The sequence below is a fragment of the Methylogaea oryzae genome, from assembly GCF_019669985.1.
GTDB lineage: Bacteria > Pseudomonadota > Gammaproteobacteria > Methylococcales > Methylococcaceae > Methylogaea > Methylogaea oryzae.
In genome coordinates this window covers 2,302,120-2,319,514 of record NZ_AP019782.1, presented here as the reverse complement: position 1 = coordinate 2,319,514, position 17,395 = coordinate 2,302,120, and the positions used below count along the sequence as shown (strand labels likewise).

General features: G+C 61.7%; 9 protein-coding genes. 3 read left to right on the top strand and 6 right to left on the bottom strand.

Annotated features, from left to right (window positions below; genetic code table 11):
- Positions 1-192 precede the first annotated feature (192 nt).
- Genes K5607_RS10085 through K5607_RS10075 form a run of 3 tightly spaced genes read left to right on the top strand, consistent with a single transcriptional unit; the run spans position 193 to position 8,656 of the window.
- On the top strand, positions 193-1,740 hold the full coding sequence (locus tag K5607_RS10085) for a DUF1175 family protein (protein ID WP_246598823.1): 1,548 nt from the start codon (positions 193-195) through the stop codon (positions 1,738-1,740).
- A complete protein-coding gene (locus K5607_RS10080; RefSeq protein ID WP_221046942.1) occupies positions 1,686-3,362 on the top strand; it encodes a hypothetical protein in 1,677 nt (558 codons plus the stop codon). Before K5607_RS10085 ends, K5607_RS10080 begins: the two co-directional genes overlap by 55 nt.
- Positions 3,359-8,656, top strand: a complete 5,298-nt coding sequence (locus K5607_RS10075) for an MG2 domain-containing protein (protein WP_221046941.1) — start codon at positions 3,359-3,361, stop codon at positions 8,654-8,656. The genes K5607_RS10080 and K5607_RS10075 overlap by 4 nt, the downstream gene beginning before the upstream one ends.
- 33 nt (positions 8,657-8,689) lie before the next feature.
- On the opposite strand, the gene K5607_RS10070 is transcribed toward K5607_RS10075, so the two are convergent.
- The 6 genes from K5607_RS10070 to fabI form a co-directional block, all read right to left on the bottom strand.
- A complete protein-coding gene (locus tag K5607_RS10070; RefSeq protein ID WP_246598822.1) occupies positions 8,690-10,093 on the bottom strand; it encodes a TolC family protein in 1,404 nt (467 codons plus the stop codon).
- Between the two features lie 19 nt (positions 10,094-10,112).
- A complete protein-coding gene (locus K5607_RS10065; protein WP_221046939.1) occupies positions 10,113-13,289 on the bottom strand; it encodes an efflux RND transporter permease subunit in 3,177 nt (1,058 codons plus the stop codon).
- Between the two features lie 22 nt (positions 13,290-13,311).
- Complete coding sequence (locus K5607_RS10060) at positions 13,312-14,478, bottom strand: efflux RND transporter periplasmic adaptor subunit (RefSeq protein ID WP_246598821.1); 1,167 nt, start codon at positions 14,476-14,478, stop codon at positions 13,312-13,314.
- A gap of 336 nt (positions 14,479-14,814) precedes the next feature.
- Positions 14,815-15,987, bottom strand: a complete 1,173-nt coding sequence (locus K5607_RS10055; RefSeq protein WP_221046938.1) for a GGDEF domain-containing protein — start codon at positions 15,985-15,987, stop codon at positions 14,815-14,817.
- Positions 15,988-16,028: 41 nt separating this feature from the next.
- On the bottom strand, positions 16,029-16,442 hold the full coding sequence (gene arfB, locus K5607_RS10050; RefSeq protein WP_054773126.1) for an alternative ribosome rescue aminoacyl-tRNA hydrolase ArfB: 414 nt from the start codon (positions 16,440-16,442) through the stop codon (positions 16,029-16,031).
- A gap of 141 nt (positions 16,443-16,583) precedes the next feature.
- Entirely contained in the window at positions 16,584-17,372 is a 789-nt protein-coding gene (gene fabI / locus K5607_RS10045) for an enoyl-ACP reductase FabI (RefSeq protein WP_054773127.1), read from the bottom strand.
- Positions 17,373-17,395: the final 23 nt, after the last annotated feature.

Sequence of the window (17,395 nt, the reverse complement as noted above, 5' to 3'; positions counted from 1 at the left end):
CCCTGTCCCTCTCCCTAAGGGCGAGGGGACCGGAATGCGCCGGCGCCTTTGAATTTTTCCTGGGAGAAAGGTAGCCGGAATTCGCTGCCTGCCTCATTGCGCTCGACGCCCGCGCTTTGCAAACCGCTGCAGTGGTGTTAATTTCCGCTTGGGCTGTGGGCAAATCAATGCGAGGAACGTATGCCGCGATACATGCCAGGGGGTCGGGCCGTAAGGCCGTGGGTAGCCGCGCTGTCGCTGCTGATCGCGGCGGCGGCTGTTGCGACGCCAAGCCAGGATGCGGACGTGTTGGCGCGGCGGGGCAAGCGTCCGACGCAGGGCGAGCCGGCCAAAGCCGCGCCCACGCTGGTTTTAAGCAAGCCGGAAGGGGGCTGGACCAGCGCCATGCAGCTGGAGGTGGCGGGCCGCTGTTCCGATCCCACCGCCGATCCCATCGTCGTCAACATCAACGGCGTGCGTTATTACATCCGCTCCCAGCAGGGGGCGTTTTCCCGCAAGTTTCCCGCCGCCAAGGGTAAAAACACCGTCATCGCCGAGTGTTCCAACGCCTTGGGCACAGGCCGCGCCAGCGCCGCCGTGGATGCGGTCATCAGCCCCACGCCGCTGAAAGTGGTGCTGTCCAGCGACACCGATTCGGTCTACACCGACCTGCACATCTACGAACCGGACAAGACCCACGTCTATTGGGCCGACACCAATTCTCCCAGCGGCGGGATATTTTTCCTCAACGCCCAGGGCGAATCCTTCGACCAGGCCGGCTACGGGCCTTATTTGTACGTCCATCCGGCGCCGCCGGTGGGCGTGTTCCGCATCGACGTCAATTACTGGCCGGGCGGGGCGGTGCAGCACACGGTGGCGAACCTGGACTTGATCCTGGACGAGGGCCTGCCCACCGAGGCCAAGCGGCGCATCCAAAGCCCGCTGGCCCGTCCCGGCGAAACTCGCACCCTGGCTTACGTGGTGATCCAGGGCAATCGCCAGCCGCCGAAAATTTTCGTGCCCGGCCAAGACAAGGACGCCGACATGCCGGCGGAGGTCCGCCAATACAAAAAGGACGAGCCCAAGCGCGAGCAGGAGGGCGATGCGGAGGAAACCGGTTTCCTGCATCCGTTGGACGAAAACGCCCTGCGCCGCTCGGTCAGCTATCTGGCCTTGTATCAGGCCAGGAAAGTCAGTCCGTTGTGGGAGGGCAGGCAGCGCGATTGCGCCGGCCTGGTGCGTTTCGCCTACCGCGAGGCCTTGAAGGAACGTTCCGTCGCCCAGACCCGCCGGCTGGGATTGCCGCCGGCCTTGCACTTGCCCACGGTATCGTCCCGCTCCCGCCGGTTGTTTCCCCAGTATCCCCACATTTGGCAAGTGGGGGTGGACAGCGGCGGCAAGCCCCGCAGGGGCGATTTCGCCGACGCGGAAACCCTGGTCGGCTACAACTTCCGCCACAAGTCCCAATCGCTGCAAGCGGCCCGCAGCGGCGATTTGCTGGTGTACCGCAAGCCGCTGGAAAACGACCAGCCGTACCATCTGATGCTGTACGTGGAAAACGCGCCCCACGATCTGGCCGTGTACCACAACGGTGCCCATGGCGCGGACGCCCAGGTTCGCGTGGTGCGCGCCGAGGAATTGTTCCGCTCGCCCGACCCGGTGTGGATTCCCGCCGGCGACAACCCCCACTTCCTAGGAGTCTATGAATGGAACCGCTTACGGCCAATAGACGGAAAATCGGCGGGATCCTCCTCGCTGTAGCGCTGGCCGCCGCCGCGGCGGCGCTGCTCTACCGGCAACTGTCGGTGGCGCCCTTGGGCCAATTGGCGCGGCCGGGTTTGCCGGTGCTGGACCTGACGGTCAAGGAGCCGGAGGAGGGCGCAGCCAAGTCCGAGGAGGCGGGGGAGGCCGCGCCGAAGGAAGAACGCTGCGCGGAGTTGTTGGGGGGCGACACCGGCGACGCCACCAGCCTGTCGGACCAGGAAAAGCGCCCGGCGGATTGTCCCAAGGCGGCCACTTGGTACGTCAAGCGCCGGCCGATTGCTTTGACCCTGTATTTCCAGGACGGCAAGGCCTTTCTTGACGCCTATGAGCACAGTCCCCAATGGCAGGCGATTTTCGCCAGCCGTTTCGTGCAGGGGTTGTTCTACGAGCCTTTGCACAGCGCCAGCGTACGTGCCGAGGACTTGCGGCTGACCGGCCTGGAGGGCCAGTTCCTGCAGCGGCTGGTGACCGAAGCCATCACCGCCCGCGCCCAATTGCACTACGACATCTCCCACGGCAAAAAAGGCTTTGTGCTGTCCTTCCTGCGGGCCGAGAGCCCGTTCGCCATCAAGGCCTTGCCGGCCATCACCGGTCTTTTGGCTCGCAGCGGCTATCGCGTACCGAAACTGCCCGAACCGGTGCTGGAAATGCGCGTCGGCTTGCAGCGCCTGTTCCTCACCGAATACCAGGAGCGCATTTACCTCGCCAACGGCCTGGAAGCCCTGCTCAATGTCATCCAGAACCTGACGCCGCCAAGCGCCGGCCTGCCCGATGCACCCGTGGCGCTGACCCTGCGGGCCGAGGCCTTCGTCGACAGGATACTGCCCGTGGTGGTGGGCAAGCCGGTCTGGGACATTACCGCCAGCTTCGACTTGAAAGAGGGCAGGCTGGGCGCGTTGACGTTCCCCGCCGGCCGTTACGCGCAAGCCCTGCATCCGGCCCTGTTCCAAGGCGTGCTTGCCAGCATTCCCCACGACGCTTTCGCCGCCGTGGCGGCCAGCTTCCGGCTGCCGCCCGGCATGGCGGAGGACGATTGGCGACGGCTGGCGACGCAAGGCCCCGCCGCCGCGACGGCGGAGCCCAAGGAAAGCGGCGTCGCCCTGGTGTGGGAGCTTGACGCCCAGGGCGAGCAACTGGGCGATGTGGGATTTGCCGTAGCCAGTCAGGACAACCCCGACGCGGCGGCCCAGTTCGGCGCCTACCTTGCCGATTCCGGCGTCAGCGCCGTTTGCGCCGGCGGCACGGTGTTTCTCGCCGCAACCTCCGACGCTTTGCTCACCCGCATGAAAGAATCCTGCTCCAGCCAGTCGCTTAGCGTACTGGACTGGGAGCGGGGCGGTTTGAAGCCCACTTTCGCCTCCGCGCAGCTGGCCCTGTTCGTCAATCCCGGCGTCGGCTTGCGCGAGCTGTTCCTGGCGGGCGGCGCCGGGGGCGACGACCTGGGCGACTTCGAGCCGCAATGGAAGCAACAATACGAACAGGCCAAGGCAGCCATGCGCGAAGACAGCGAAAAGCTGTTCCGCCAATTGCCCGTGCTTTTCTACGCCGGCAGCGTATCGCCCGGCGCCGACATCGTTACCCTGCCAGGCCACGCGGTGGCGCAAGGAGTATCGCCATGATCCCGCATCGCGTAGGAGCGGGCCTTGCCCGCGACCGTTCCTTGAGTCGGCTGCTAAGTGGCGCGCTGGGCGCGCTCTTACTGTTGGCCGGCGCTACCGCCCAGGCCGGCAGCCCTTTCTACCTCACCGCCGAGCGCAGCTTTTCCCACACGGAACAGCCGCAAATCCGCCTGGACTATACGGTGACGGACAAGCCCATGCTGGTGCGGGTGCTCAAGCCGAAGAACCTGGACAAGTTCCTGGAAGGGCAGGTGCAGATCAGCCGCAGTTACGAGGAGCCCACCAGCACGCTGAATCCGGGCCACTATTTCGCCAAGGGCTTGAACGAAGCCCGGTCGCCTTTGCGCGCCGTGCGCAACCTGTTGAAGTCGGATTTCCGCAAGCAGTTCCAGGATACGGCTTTCAGCAAGGCCATCGTCACCACCACCCAAGGCAATCTGGTGTCCGTGCCGGAACAGGTCATCCTGTCCGCCCCGGCCGGTTTCGATCTGGCCCGCGAGTACTATGTGGATTTGCAAACGGGGGGCGAGGGCGTCCAGGACCTGGGCTGGTGGTTCGCCGACAGCGGTTGGAGCGAAGACCGCTACAAGGTCCGTACCCTGGCCCTCGACCCCTTGCCCGACGGCGTCTACCTGTTGCAGGCGGTGCAGGGCAAGAACGAGGCGCAGTGCCTGATCCAGGTCAGCAGCCTGGCGGTGCAGGTGAAGCAGTCCAGCGAACAGCTGCTGGTGCGCGTTATCGACCGCGAGCAGCAGCCGGTGGCCGACGCCAAGGTCAGCTACCGGGACGGCCGCGGCCAGTGGCAGGCTTTCCCCAAGCCCACCGACGCCAACGGCGAAACCGCCTATGCCAGCCCGGCCGGCAACGTGGACGGCAAACTGGTGGTGAAGGTGGAGGCGGCCGATCTATCCTCACCGTCTAAATCTGCGCAAGAACTTGGGGCGGAGACCGTTTCTCCCCTTCTCCCTCAGGGAGAAGGTCGGGATGAGGGGCGTAAAGGTCGCAGCCTTTTATCTTCCCCTCACCCCAACCCTCTCCCTGAGGGAGAGGGGGCCGGAATTGCCGCCGCGGCAGGCTCGGCGGTGCCAGCCGATGCTTCCCACAAGGGAGCAAGGCGCAGCGCCCTGGTCGCCACCGACTTCCTCCCCACCGTCACCAAGGACGACGCGGTGTTCATCGTTACCGACCGGCCCATCTTCAAGCCCGGCGACGAGTTCCACTACAAAGGCGTGGTGCGCGCTTTCGACGACGGCGCGCTGAAAGTGCCGGCGTTCCGCAGCAAGCAGGCGGCGGTGTCGGTGATCCGTGCCGACGGCGGCGGCGACGGCTTGCAGGCCACGGTGCCCGTGAGCGATTTCGGCTCGTTCAGCGGCGCCTTTACCCTGGATGAATCCCAGACACCGGGCCTTTACCGGCTGGTGGCGCAGGTGGACGACAAGCCTTACGGCGGCGAATTCCGCGTGCGCGACTACATCAAGCCGACCTTCTACCTGGAGTTGCTGGATCGCAGTCCCAGCGTCACGCCGGGGCAGCCGTTCGTCGTCAAGTTCCGCGCCAAGCGCTACAGCGGCGGCGCGCCGCAGGACACCAAGTACGAGGTGTTCCTTTACCGCAAGAAATTCGAGGCGCCGCAATGGGTGGCGGAGGCCGGCGGCGGCTTGAGCGCCGGCACGGACTATTTTGGCCAGGTGAAATCGGCTTCCGGCCTCACCCAGCCGCAAAGGCTGTATAGCTCCATCGAAGCGCGCCAAGCGCTGGATTCCGCTAACTCCTGGGAAACCGCGCCGCTGTTGGACGGGGCCGGCGAGGCCACGTTCAAGTTCGATGTGCCGGCGGGCGACAAGGACAAGCCCAAGGAAGAATGGATTTACTCCCTCATGGTGCGGGCCCAGGACCGGGCCGGCTCCAGCGCTATCCTCACCGACAGCCTCTACGCCACCCTGGCCGAAGCCCAGCCGGCGGTGAGTTTTTCCAAAAACATCGCGGCGGTGGGCGACAAGGGCGTGAAGCTGTTGCTGCAATCCAGCTATCCCGACGGCAAGCCGGCGCCGAAGGCCTCCGGCGTGGTGGATATCGCCCTGGAGCAGCCGGGCAGCCCCAAGGGCGAGTTGGTGAAAGCGCCGTTTACCACCGATGACAAAGGCCGTTTCGAGCTGGCGCTGCCGGATTTGGCCGGCCGCGGCCGTTTGACCGCCGTGGCGACCCTGGAAACCCTGGACGGCAAGCCCATGAGCGCCAAGTCCACCTCCCAGCCGACCTGGCTGGTGGTGGGCGGCGCCGAGGGCGAGGCGGTGGCGGACGCTCGGGAGCTGGAACTGTACACCGACAGCACGGTGCTCAGCCCCGGCGACAAGGCCCGCGTATTGGCCCTGCTGCCGGCCGGCTGGGGCAAGAGCGACGCCGGCACCCTGTGGGAAACCATCGCCGGCCGCAAAATTTTCGGCAGTCGCTCGTCCCAGGCGCAGGGCCGCAGCCATTGGCTGGAGGTGGAGGCCAAGCCCGAATATGGCACCGGCTTCTACCACACGGTCACGGTGCCGGTGGGGCAGGGCAAGTACCAGGAGCGCACCCTGGGCTTCCGCATCGTGCCGCGCGAAAAACGCCTGGACATCGCCGTACTGCCGTCCCTGCCGGAAACCGATCCCCTCAAGCCGTTCCCGTTGCGTTTCGAGGTGAAGCGCGCCGACGGCAGTCCCGCCGCCAACACCGAGCTGTCGGTGTCGGTGGTGGATCGCGCCGTGTACGCGGTGCAGGCGGAATTCCGGCCCGGCATATTCGATTTTTTCTATCCGTTGCCGCGCATCAATCTGTCCACTTTCTACTCGGACGATCTGCAAGGCTACGGCTACGCCGATCTGCTGAAAAAGCCCAACTTCGCCCTGAGCGCCCTGAAGAGCCAGAGCAAGCTGGCGAAAAAAGCCATGCGCGACACCGCCGGCTGGTTCCCCCACTTGGTCACCGACGCCCAGGGCCGGGCCGCCGTCACCGTGGACATGCCCGCCAACGTCACCGAATGGCTGGTCACCGCCATTGCCGCCGACAAGGACGGCCGCGTCGGCGAGGCCACCGGCAAGTTCAATACTGTCGCCGACGTGTCGGTGGAACTGCTGGGACCGCAATACCTGCGGGAAGGCGAAGAAGCGGACGTCAAGGTCAAGCTGGTCAATCACCTGCCCCAGGACGTGACGCTGGAAGGCACATTGTCCCTGGGCGGCGATGCCGTCTTGTTGCAAGGCAAGGACAAGGAGCGTTTCAGCCTCAAAGGCAAGGCCGAGGCGTTGTGGCCGGCGCGCGTGCAAGGCACCGGCCATCAGGGAACGGCGACGGTGAAAGTGGCTTTGTTGCCGCACCAGGCCATCCACGTGGGCGGCGCGGAGGAGTTCGACCTGCCGCTGAAGCCGGCGGCCATGGAGCAGGTGTTTGCCGGCAGCTTGCCGCAGGGTGACGCGGGCAAATGCGCGTCGCCGACCCCTCCCTCTTCCCCGGCCGGCTCCGCACCCGTCGCTGCGCCCTCCCAGCCGACGGGAGAGGGGGCGACCGGTGCGCAAGGCTCCCCGGCAGCAACGCCGGATAGCGGCGCAAAGGCCGACGTTGCCAATGCCTTGCCCAACTGCCCATCCCCCAGCACCCTGCTGACCGATATTCCGTCCGCGGCCTCCATCCGCCAGGCGCAAATCCAGGTCAGCTCCGGCCTGCTCGGCGCCGCCCTGCACGCCGCCACGGTGCTGGTGTCCTATCCCTACGGTTGCACGGAGCAATTGGTGCACAGCACCGTGCCCAACTTGGTGCTATTGGATCTGCTCAAGCGCGCCGGCATCAAGCCCGAGGCGTTGGGACCGCTGGGGCCGGTGCTGGCCAAGGCGGAGAAAAACGCCGCCCTGGGCATCCGGAAAATCGTGCAGAACCAGAAAGCCGACGGCGGTTTCGGCCTGTGGCCCAACGATGCCGAAGCCAGCATGCCGGTGACGGTGACGGCGCTGTATGCCCTCAAATTCGCTGCGGAGCTGAAAGTCGAAGGCGCGGCCCGTTCCTTCGACAAAGGCACGCAATGGTTGATGGCGAAATTGGCCAAGCCCGGCGAGGCCGGCGGGTTGAACGACGGCTATGTGCTGGCGCGCTATGCCGAACTGGGCATGTACGAGCAGCCGTGGCAGCAGCAAATCGCTTTCGTCGAGCAAACCCGCAAGAATCCGGCCGCCTCCCTGGACGACCTGGTCAACAGCCTGCGCTTGTTCGCCGCCAACAAGGACAAGGCGTGGAATCGCTTCGGCCAGGCGTTCAAGGACAAGGCGATAGCGAAGGCGCTGGTGTTGCGTTTACAAAACGCGGTGCTCGCTTGGGGAACGGCCGACGGGGCGGCGGAAGACAAGGCACTGTACGGCGCCATGGGATTCTCTTTCGGCATGCCCAGCCGCTTGTCCGCCGCCCTGGGGGTGCTGGAGGAATTCGGCGGCGTCACGGCGGAAATCGAGTCGAAAGCGAAAAACGCGCTGCTGACGGCCATGAAAAACGGCTATTGGACTTCCACCTTCGACAGCGCCCAGGTGATCTTCAACAGCCGCGCCCTGCTCAGCCGGGAAGCGGCGCAAGCCGCCAAGGACAAGGCGGCCGGCCGCAAAATCGCCGCCTTTGCCAAGGACGGCGGCAAGCTGGGCGAGTTGCAAGCCATCCCCGGCGGCTACTCCGCAACGTTCGCCCAGCCCGGCGAGGCGGGCAATTTGTCCGAAATTCGCCTGGAAGGCCTGGCGCCGCTGGAAGCGGCTTACGTCAACATCAACGCCGACGTGCCCTACGACGCCGTTGCCCCCCTGTCCCAGGGATTGTCGGTGGAGCGCGCCTTCCGCCGCGTCACCGCCAAAGGCAGCGAACCGGTCGATCTTGCCGGGCAGCCTGCAAGCAACGGGCCGTTGCACGCCGGGGACGTGATCGTCAGCGAGGTGCGCGTCAAGCGCGACGCCGTGGCGTCGGGCGCGATCCAGCCCAGCCAATTCATCGTTATCGAGGATGCCATCCCTTCTTTCGCCGAGGGCATCGAGGCCGACGAATCCTATCTGGCCGACGCTAAAATCCAGCCCAAGGACGACAGCTATTGGAGCGCGGTGAAGCAAACCCTGCGCTACCCGGACAAAACCGCTCGCGTCGCAAAAATCCAGCCCGGCGGCGAATTCCGCCTGTATCAGGTCTGGCGCGTCAACCACCCGGGCAAGGCCAATATCGCGCCGGCCCGCGCCTTCGACATGTACGACGAAAGCGTGCGGGGCAATACCGCGGCAAGCTGGAGCGAGGCCAAATGAACGCGCGGCGCGGGAGCGGCGTTCCTCCCGCGATCACTGCCAGCCGCCGCCGAGGGATTTATAAAGATCCACCATTGCGACGACCTGTTTTTGCTTGGTTTCGATGAGTTCTTTCTTGGCGTCCAAGGCATCCCGCTGGGTTAGCAATACCTCCAGGTAATCCGCGCGCGCCGACTTGAACAGCTGGTTGGCCACGTCTATCGATTGGACCAGCGACTCCACTTGTTTTTTCTTCAGTTGATAGTTTTTGTCCAGGTTGTTGATGTTCGAGAATTGGTTCGCCACTTCCGTGTAAGCGTTGATGATGCTTTGCTCGTATTCATAAGCCGCTTGGATCTGCTTGGCGCTGGCGTTTTTATATTCCGCCGTAATCGCGTTGCGGTTGACGAGGGGCGCCACCAGCTCGCCGGCGATGGTCGCCGCCAAGGATTCCGGCGTGTTTATCAGGTACTTGAGGGCAAAGGCTTCGAATCCCACCCCGGCTTTGATGCCGAACGAGGGATAGAAATTCGCCCGCGCGACATCGATGTTCAGGTCCGCCGCCGCCAGCTCAAGCTCGGCCTTTTTGATATCCGGCCTGTTTTTCAGCAATTGCGAGGGGGCGCCGATACGAAGCATCTTGGGCGCGATGTCCATGAAGCCGGCGGAGGCGCGCTGGATGGGCTGCGGGGTTCTACCTAGCAGGAAGTTGAGCCGATTCTCGGCCACGGTGATCTGCTGGGTGATTTCATATTTCCTGCTCTTGTTTTTCGCCACTTCCGCTTCATAACGTTTGACCGCCAGCGAATTGGACCTCGCGTAGACCTGGAGCTGCTTCACCACCTCCAGGCCGTCCTGTTGAATGCGGATGTTTTGTTCGAGATTATCCAGCTGATTGTCCAGCGCCATCAGTTCGTAATATGACCGCGCAACCTCGGCGACAAGATTCGTTACCAAAAAGTTCTTTCCCTCGGTCGAAGCCATGTATTCGAAGACCGCCACCTGAGTCGCGTTTCTCAGCTTTTTCCAAATATCGATCTCCCAGGTCGAGAAAAGGCCGAATTGATAGTTCCCGAGAAAAGTTGGGAACGGCTGTCCTTTGGCGATTTGCAGGTTGTCTTCCACCGCTCCGTTTCGGGTGAATTTGCCGGTTTTTTCGCCGCCGGATCCGGCGCCGAAATTGACCGTCGGCAAATACGCGCCTTTACGCGCCTGAATTTCGTTTTCCGCAACGCTGATGCGTTGCAGCATGATGTTGATCTCCTTGTTATTGGCGACCGCTGTGTCGATCAAGCTTAATAAATAGGGATCGTCGAAAAAGTCCTTCCATTTTACAAGAGCGGAGTTTTCCTCCTGCTGGGCTCCCTGGTCATAGATTTCGGGAAGTTTGGTGTCCGCCTTTTTGATGGCGATATCCGGAATGCCGCAGGCCTGAAGTATCAGCGCGGGTATTCCCAATGCCAGAAGACGAAAAGCTTTACTCTTTGTCATCGCTGTTGCTGTAGTGATAAATTTCGGTTAAAGGATCAAGGTCTTCGTTTTTGATCAAGCTTTTGCCTTCTATCATTTTGGCGAAGACGTAATAGAGCCCCGGAATAAGACCCACGCCGAACACCGTGCCGAACAGCATCCCTCCCAAGGCCGAGGTGCCGATGGTCCGGTTGCCGACGGCGCCCGCCCCGGTGGCGACGGCCAATGGAATCAAGCCGGCAATGAAGGCGAACGAAGTCATTAATATCGGGCGGAAACGCGCTTTCGCGCCCTCGATGGCCGCGTCCTTGACGGACATGCCCTGGGCCTGTTTTTGCACGGCGTATTCCACGATCAGCACCGCGTTTTTACCGAGCAAGCCGACCAACATGACCAGCCCGACCTGGGAGTAAACGTCGTTGGCGAGACCGGTTTCTTTCAACAAGAAAAACGAACCGAAAATGCCCGCGGGCAAGGAAAATATCACCACCAACGGCAGGACAAAGCTTTCGTATTGCGCCGCCAGCACCAAATAGACGAATACCAGGACGACCACGAAGATCACCAAGGCTTCGTTGCCTCTTGCCGCTTCGTCGAACGACAAGCCTTCCCAGGCCACGTCGTAACCCCGCGGCAAAGTGGCGGCCGCGACTTCCTGGACTGCTTTGATGGCGTCCCCGGTGGTATAACCCGGCGCGGGTTCGGCGCGGATGGCCGCCGAATTGTAGAGGTTGTAGCGGGTAAGCTCGTTGGGGCCCTGCTTTTTCTTCATGGTCATGAAAGCGGAATAGGGCACCATTTCGCCTGCCTCGTTTTTCACGTAATAATTCAATACGTCGGAGGGGAAACGCCGGAATTCGGGCAGCGCTTGGGTATAAACCTTGAAAAAATTGTTGAACCGGATAAACCCCTGTTCGTAAGTGCTGCCGATCATGATGTCCAGGTTATCCATGGCTTTGTTGATGGATACGCCTTTCTGCATGGCCAGCTTGTTGTCGATCACCAACTCATATTGCGGATAGTTGGCGGCGAAAAAGGTAAACAATCCGGTTAACTCTTTGCGCTTGCGCAGCGCCGCAATGAAGTCCTGGTTGATCTTGTCGAATTCGTAATAATCGGTATTGGAGGTCTTATCCAATAGCCGCAGCGCCAAACCGGACGCCGCGCCGTAGCCGGGTACCGCCGGCGGCTGGAAAAACTCGATGATCGCGCCGAAGTCGTGGGTTTTTTCTTCCAACTCGCGAATCACGTCCTGCACGGACGCTTTGCGTTCCGACCAGTCCTTTAAATTGATGATGCAGGTGCCGGCGTTGGAGCCCCGGCCTTCCGTCAATACTTCATAGCCGGCCAAGGAGGAAACCGATTGCACGCCTTCGATTTTCCTGGCGACGCTTTCCAGCTGTTGGGCGACTTGATTGGTGACTTCGATGGTCGATCCCGGTGGGGTTTGGATAATCGCGTAAATCATGCCTTGGTCCTCGCCGGGGATAAAGCCGGCGGGGAGGGTGTGATTCACCGTGAAAATACCGAAGGAAAAAATGCCCAAGGCGAGAAACGTCACGATGCGCCGAGTGACCACGACATTGAGTACTTGAACGTAGCGCCCGGTGGCTTTTTCGAACAGCTTGTTGAACGCGTCGATGAACCAAGTGATCGGCGTTTTTTTCCGTGGTTGGCCGTGGGTGTTTTTCAGGATCATTGCGCACAATACCGGCGCCAGCGACAGGGCGACGATCGCCGAGATGATGATGGACGAGGCCATGGCGATGGAGAATTGCCGGTAAAACACGCCGACCGGTCCGTTCATGAAGGCGATCGGGACAAATACCGAGGTCATGACCAAGGTAATCGCGATAATGGCGCCGCCGATTTCGCCCAAGACTTTTTGCGATGCCACGTAGGGAGAGACGTGTTCCTCCTCCATCTTGGCGTGCACCGCCTCGACCACGACGATGGCGTCGTCGACCACGACGCCGATGGCCAGCACCAAGGCGAACAGGGTGATCAAATTGATGGAAAGCCCGAATGCGGACATGACGGCGAAAGAGCCGATCAACGACACCGGCACGGCCAAAATCGGAATCAGGGTGGATCGCCAGTCGCCCAGGAAGATAAACACCACCAGGGCCACCAGGACGAACGCTTCCGCCAGGGTGTGCAGCACTTTGTCGATGGAGGCGTCGACGAATCGCGATACGTCGTAGTTGATTTCGTAGTCCATGCCCTCGGGGAACGACGCCTTCAACTCCTGCAGTTTTTCCTTCACGTCCTCGATGACTTTGCTGGCGTTGCTGCCGTAGTTTTGCTTCAGCACGATGGAGGCGGAGGGGTAGGAGTCCTTGTCCGAGTAGATGTTGTAAAACTCGCTGTTCAAATCGACTTTGGCGATATCCTTGAGGTGCAGAATCTCACCCTTGGAATTGGCCCGGATGATGATGTCCTCGTATTGTTCCGGTTTGTCGTAAAGCCCCTGATAAACGAGAACATACTCCTTGGATTGGGCGGCCATGCCGGTACTTTGCCCGATGCGGCCGGGCCTGCCGATAATGCTTTGATTGGCGATGGCGTCCATCACCTCTTCGGTCGAGACATTGTAGGCCCGCATACGATCGGGATTGAGCCAAATGCGCATGGCGTATTGGCGGCTCCCTAATATTTTTGCTTGGGCAATGCCAAATACGCGCTGAACTTCGGGAATAACGTTGACGTTGGCGTAATTGAATAGAAATTTCTCGTCGGCGTTTTTGTCTTTGCTGTACAAATTGATATACATCAGCATGCTGGGCTGCACGCGCTCGACTATCACCCCTTCCAATTGCACGAGCTTGGGTAGCCGACTCATGACTTGGTCTAAGCGCGTCTTTACGTTGACCATCGCGATGTTCGGGTCCACGCTCAGATCGAAAAGCACCTGAATGGTCGCCTCGCCGGCGCTGGTCGCATCGGAGACGATGTATTTCATGCCGGGTACGCCGTTAATGGCGCGTTCTATCGTTATCAGGGACGATTTCACCAGTACATCGGCGCTGGCGCCGGGAAATGACAACGATATGGTGACGCGCGGCGGTGCGATATCCGGAAACTGGGAAATCGGTAGCGAACGGATCGCCAAGAACCCCGTGAAAAGGAAGAGCAGCGATAGCACGATCGCCATCACGGGTCTTTTGATGAATATGCTAAACATGGTTTTTTGACCCGATTAAATGTTATTCCGTATACAGTTCCAGCTCGGCGCGAACTTTTTCCGGCGGCTTAAAGTCCGCTTCCACCTTTTGTCCCGCGCGGACTTTTCGTAAGCCATCGATCAGAATTTTGTCGCCTTCCTTGAGGCCGTCTTTGACGATAAACAGATGGGGTATTTCTGCTTCGATGGAGATAAGCCTTTGTTCAAGCGTTCCGTCATTGCCGATGACGTACACATAGGTCTTGTCCAGAATCTCGAACGTCGCTTTCTGCGGGATTATCAGGGCGTTCTTGTAGGGCTTCTTCATCAGGATGCTGCCGGTTTCGCCGTGCCTAAGGACTTTGTCCGGATTGGGGAAGGCGGCCCGGAATTCGATATTCCCGGCGGTATTGTCGAAGTCGGCTTCAATGGTTTCTATGACGCCGGTTTGGTCGAAAACCTTGCCGTTTGCCATTCGCAATTGAACTTTGGCGTGTTCGTCTCCATTATTTTGTTGTTTGTAGTCGAGGTATTCGGCTTCCGGGACGTTGAAATATACCCATAAAGTGCCGATGTCGGACAAGGTGGTCAATAGGGCGCCTTCGTCGACCAGGCTGCCGATTCTTGCATTCAGGTGGTCCATGATTCCGGAAAACGGCGCGTTGATATCCGTGAATCCTAAATGGGTATCGGCCATTTTCACTTCCGCCTCGGCCTTGTCCAGTTTGGCTTTCGCCAATGCCAGTTCGTTGGCCGATACGATGTTTTTATCCGCCAATCCCTTGGTGTTCAGGTATTCGATGTTCATGGTGTTCGCTTCGGCTTTCGCTTTCAGCAATTCCGCCTGGTAGACGTTCGGCATGATTTTGAACATGGCTTGTCCCTTGTTCACGAATTGCCCTTCGTCCACGAAAATATTTTGCAAGTACCCCCGTTCCAGGGCGCGGATCTCTATATGCCGAATGGCGTGAATCTGACAGACATATTCTTTCGTTACCGCCGCGTCCTCCCGGAACGGCGTGGTGGCCTCCACTTTGAGTATTTCCTTCTCCGCGTCGGTTTCCGTTTTTTGGCAGCCACTCAAAATAATGGCGATTACGCCTACGGCTAGGGATGCTTTGGTGAACATGGTTTTATGTCGTTTGAGGTTTATCGGAGCTTGGTTGCATGAATCGGTCATTGCAATGAGTTCGCAGAAAACGGGGGACACGGGTTATCGGTATGGTCCGGGTGACGGAGCGGAAGGGGTATTCGTAGCCATGAACGGCGCTGCGGCTGAGGCGCTGTATCCGGCGGGGGCTCATCGTTTGCTTCGGGTTCTTCGCGGTCCGACATTGCGGATGCGGGCAGCAGGAAGCATGCCATGGTCGCCTAGACGGCGTGGCGCCGCTAAATTACTGAAAAGGAGCGGTGTTGATGCCGGACGGCGCCGTGCGGCCAGACGGCGGCCGCCGGTGGTTATGAACGTCCTTGGTGCTATTGAACCGGTTGCCCGCGGGCGTGGGGCGTTGCGGTTGCCGATGCCTGGGAGGGGGCCCCAGGCCGTTTAGTCCGGCCCGTCGCCGGATGCTTCGACGCGATTGCGTCCGCCGGCCTTGGCGGCGTAGAGGGCGTCGTCGGCGCGACGCAGCATGTCGTCGAAACTGCCGTCGCGAGGGTCCAGTGCGGCAACGCCGATGGAAACGGTGAGGCGCAGCAGCTGGCCTTCGGTGGCGAAAGGTTCGCTTTCCACGGCGCGCCGCAATCGCTCCCCGGCCGCTAGCGCCTGGGCGAGGCCGACCCGTTCGAACAGCACGACGAATTCCTCGCCGCCTTGCCGTGCCGGCAGTTCTTTCCCGCGGCAGGCGGCTTGCAGGCGCGCGGCGACGTGTTTCAAAGCGCTGTCGCCCACCTCGTGGCCGTAGCGGTCGTTGATGGATTTGAAGTGGTCGATGTCCACCACCGCCACGGCCAAGCCGTCGCCGGCCTCGCGGGCCGCGGCGAAGCGGCTTTCGCCGATGCCCGCCAGGGTGCGGCGGTTGGCCAGGCCGGTGAGGTAGTCGGTGGAGGCGGCTCGTTCCCACTGGCGGCGGATGCGTTCCGAGCACATCAGCAGGAAGGCGGTGGTGCCGATGACCGGCAGCACGGCGGCGATCATGGGCGTCACGGCGTTCATCCAGTTGCCGGCGTTGAGCACGCTGGCGTGCGGGCCGCCGCCCACGCTCAGGAAATAGCCGGCCCGCAGGATGATGAACGCCATGACGATCAGGATGATGCCGGCCATGACCGGCCGGCTGACGGCGGTATCGCCATGGGCCGGCGCGCGCAGCGTCAACATGCAGCCCAGCATGATAACGGCCCAGGCGGCGGAGACCAGCAAGACGCGGGCGATGAAGTCGGCTTGCACCGCGGTGAACCAGTACAGTCCCGCCGCCACGGCGACGGGCGGCAGCAGCAGCCAGGGAATGTCGGGGTAGCCGTAAAACTGCCGCAAGGCGCGCCAGTATCCGCAGAAGCCGAGGGTGGTCATGCCGTTGGCCAACGGCAGCACGAAGGGTTGGGGCAAATGTTGCTGCACGGAGAAGAGCACGCAGCCGCCGGCGATCAGCAGGGTGGCGATGCGCCAACTGGCCGCGGCCGGTTGCAGTGCGGCGTGCAGGTCGCGATGGACCAATCCCAGTACGCCGCCGTTGGCGAGCATCATGAGGGTGGCGATGACGAAAGCGGTGGTTGGATCCATGGGCATGATGTCCTTGTCGTGCGGGGTTTACGGCGCAGCGTCTATTGTTCCACCTTGCGGCGCAACGCTTTGGTCTGCCCGTGTTTGCCCTTGCTGTCCAAGCGCCGTTGCTGGGCGCCTTTGCTGGGTTTGGTGGGCTTGCGTTTTTTACGGGTTGCCGCCACGGACTTGACGAGGCCTTGCAGGCGTTGCAGGGCATCCTCGCGGTTTTGCTCCTGGCTGCGGTATTGCTGGGCTTTGATGACGACAACGCCGTCGTTGGAGATGCGTTGGTCGTTGAGCTGCAAGAGGGCGGCCTTATAGGCCTCCGGTAGGGACGAGGCGTTGATGTCGAAGCGCAGGTGGATGGCGCTGGAGACTTTATTGACGTTTTGCCCGCCGTTGCCTTGGGCGCGGATGGGCTGCAGGTCGATTTCGTCGAGGGGGATGGCGATTTGCCGGGCGATTGGCAGCATGGGGTAATCGGGCTGCGTTGGGTGTGCCTGTGGCGCTTTCCCTCCTCGGCGGAGAGAAAAAGCCACGGCGATACAATCCCCTCACCCTAACCCTCTCCCGGTGGGGAGAGGGGACCGAAATCGCGGTTTACGGCGAAGCGATCAGGCGGCGAATTCCGGCAGGCCCACCACGTTGTAGCCGGCGTCCACGTACATCACTTCGCCGGTGACGCCGGAGGCCAGGTCGGAGCAGAGGAAGGCGGCGGCGTTGCCCACTTCGTCGATGGTGACGTTCTTGCGCAGCGGCGCGGCTTGCTCGCCCTTGGACAGCATTTCGCGGAAGCCGGAGATGCCGGAAGCGGCCAGGGTGCGGATGGGGCCGGCGGAGATGGCGTTGACGCGGGTGCCTTCCGGCCCCAGGGCGCCGGCCAGGTAACGCACGTTGGCTTCCAGGCTGGCCTTGGCCAAGCCCATGACGTTGTAGTTGGGCACGATGCGTTCGGCGCCCAGGTAGCTCAGGGTCAGCAGCGAGCCGTTGCGGCCGGCCATCAACGGGCGGCCGGCTTTGGCCATGGCGGCGAAGCTGTAGGAGCTGATGTCGTGGGCGATGCGGAAGTTCTCGCGGGTGACGGCGTCCAGGTAGTTGCCTTCCAGGGCTTCGCGCGGCGCATAGGCCACAGCGTGGACGATGCCGTCCAGGCCGTCCCAGTGTTGGCCGAGGGTGTCGAACACGGCTTGGATTTCTTCGTCGCTGGCCACGTCGCAGGGGCAAACCAGGCTGGAGCCGAATTCCGCCGCGAAGCCGGCGACGCGATCTTTCAGCTTTTCACCCTGGTAGGTGAATGCCAGTTCGGCGCCCTCGCGGTGCATGGCGTTGGCGATACCGTAAGCGATGGAACGGTTGCTGGCTACGCCGGTGATCAGGATGCGTTTGCCTTGCATGAAACCCATGGTTTTCTCCTAAATGGTGCGGT

Bases quoted from the DNA above. Each gene is read 5' to 3' on its own strand.
- K5607_RS10065 (WP_221046939.1), bottom strand. From the start codon at position 13,289: ATGTTTAGCATATTCATCAAAAGACCCGTGATGGCGATCGTGCTATCG.
- K5607_RS10055 (WP_221046938.1), bottom strand. From the start codon at position 15,987: ATGGATCCAACCACCGCTTTCGTCATCGCCACCCTCATGATGCTCGCC.
- arfB (WP_054773126.1), bottom strand. From the start codon at position 16,442: ATGCTGCCAATCGCCCGGCAAATCGCCATCCCCCTCGACGAAATCGAC.
- K5607_RS10085 (WP_246598823.1), top strand. From the start codon at position 193: ATGCCAGGGGGTCGGGCCGTAAGGCCGTGGGTAGCCGCGCTGTCGCTG.
- fabI (WP_054773127.1), bottom strand. From the start codon at position 17,372: ATGGGTTTCATGCAAGGCAAACGCATCCTGATCACCGGCGTAGCCAGC.
- K5607_RS10080 (WP_221046942.1), top strand. From the start codon at position 1,686: ATGGAACCGCTTACGGCCAATAGACGGAAAATCGGCGGGATCCTCCTC.
- K5607_RS10075 (WP_221046941.1), top strand. From the start codon at position 3,359: ATGATCCCGCATCGCGTAGGAGCGGGCCTTGCCCGCGACCGTTCCTTG.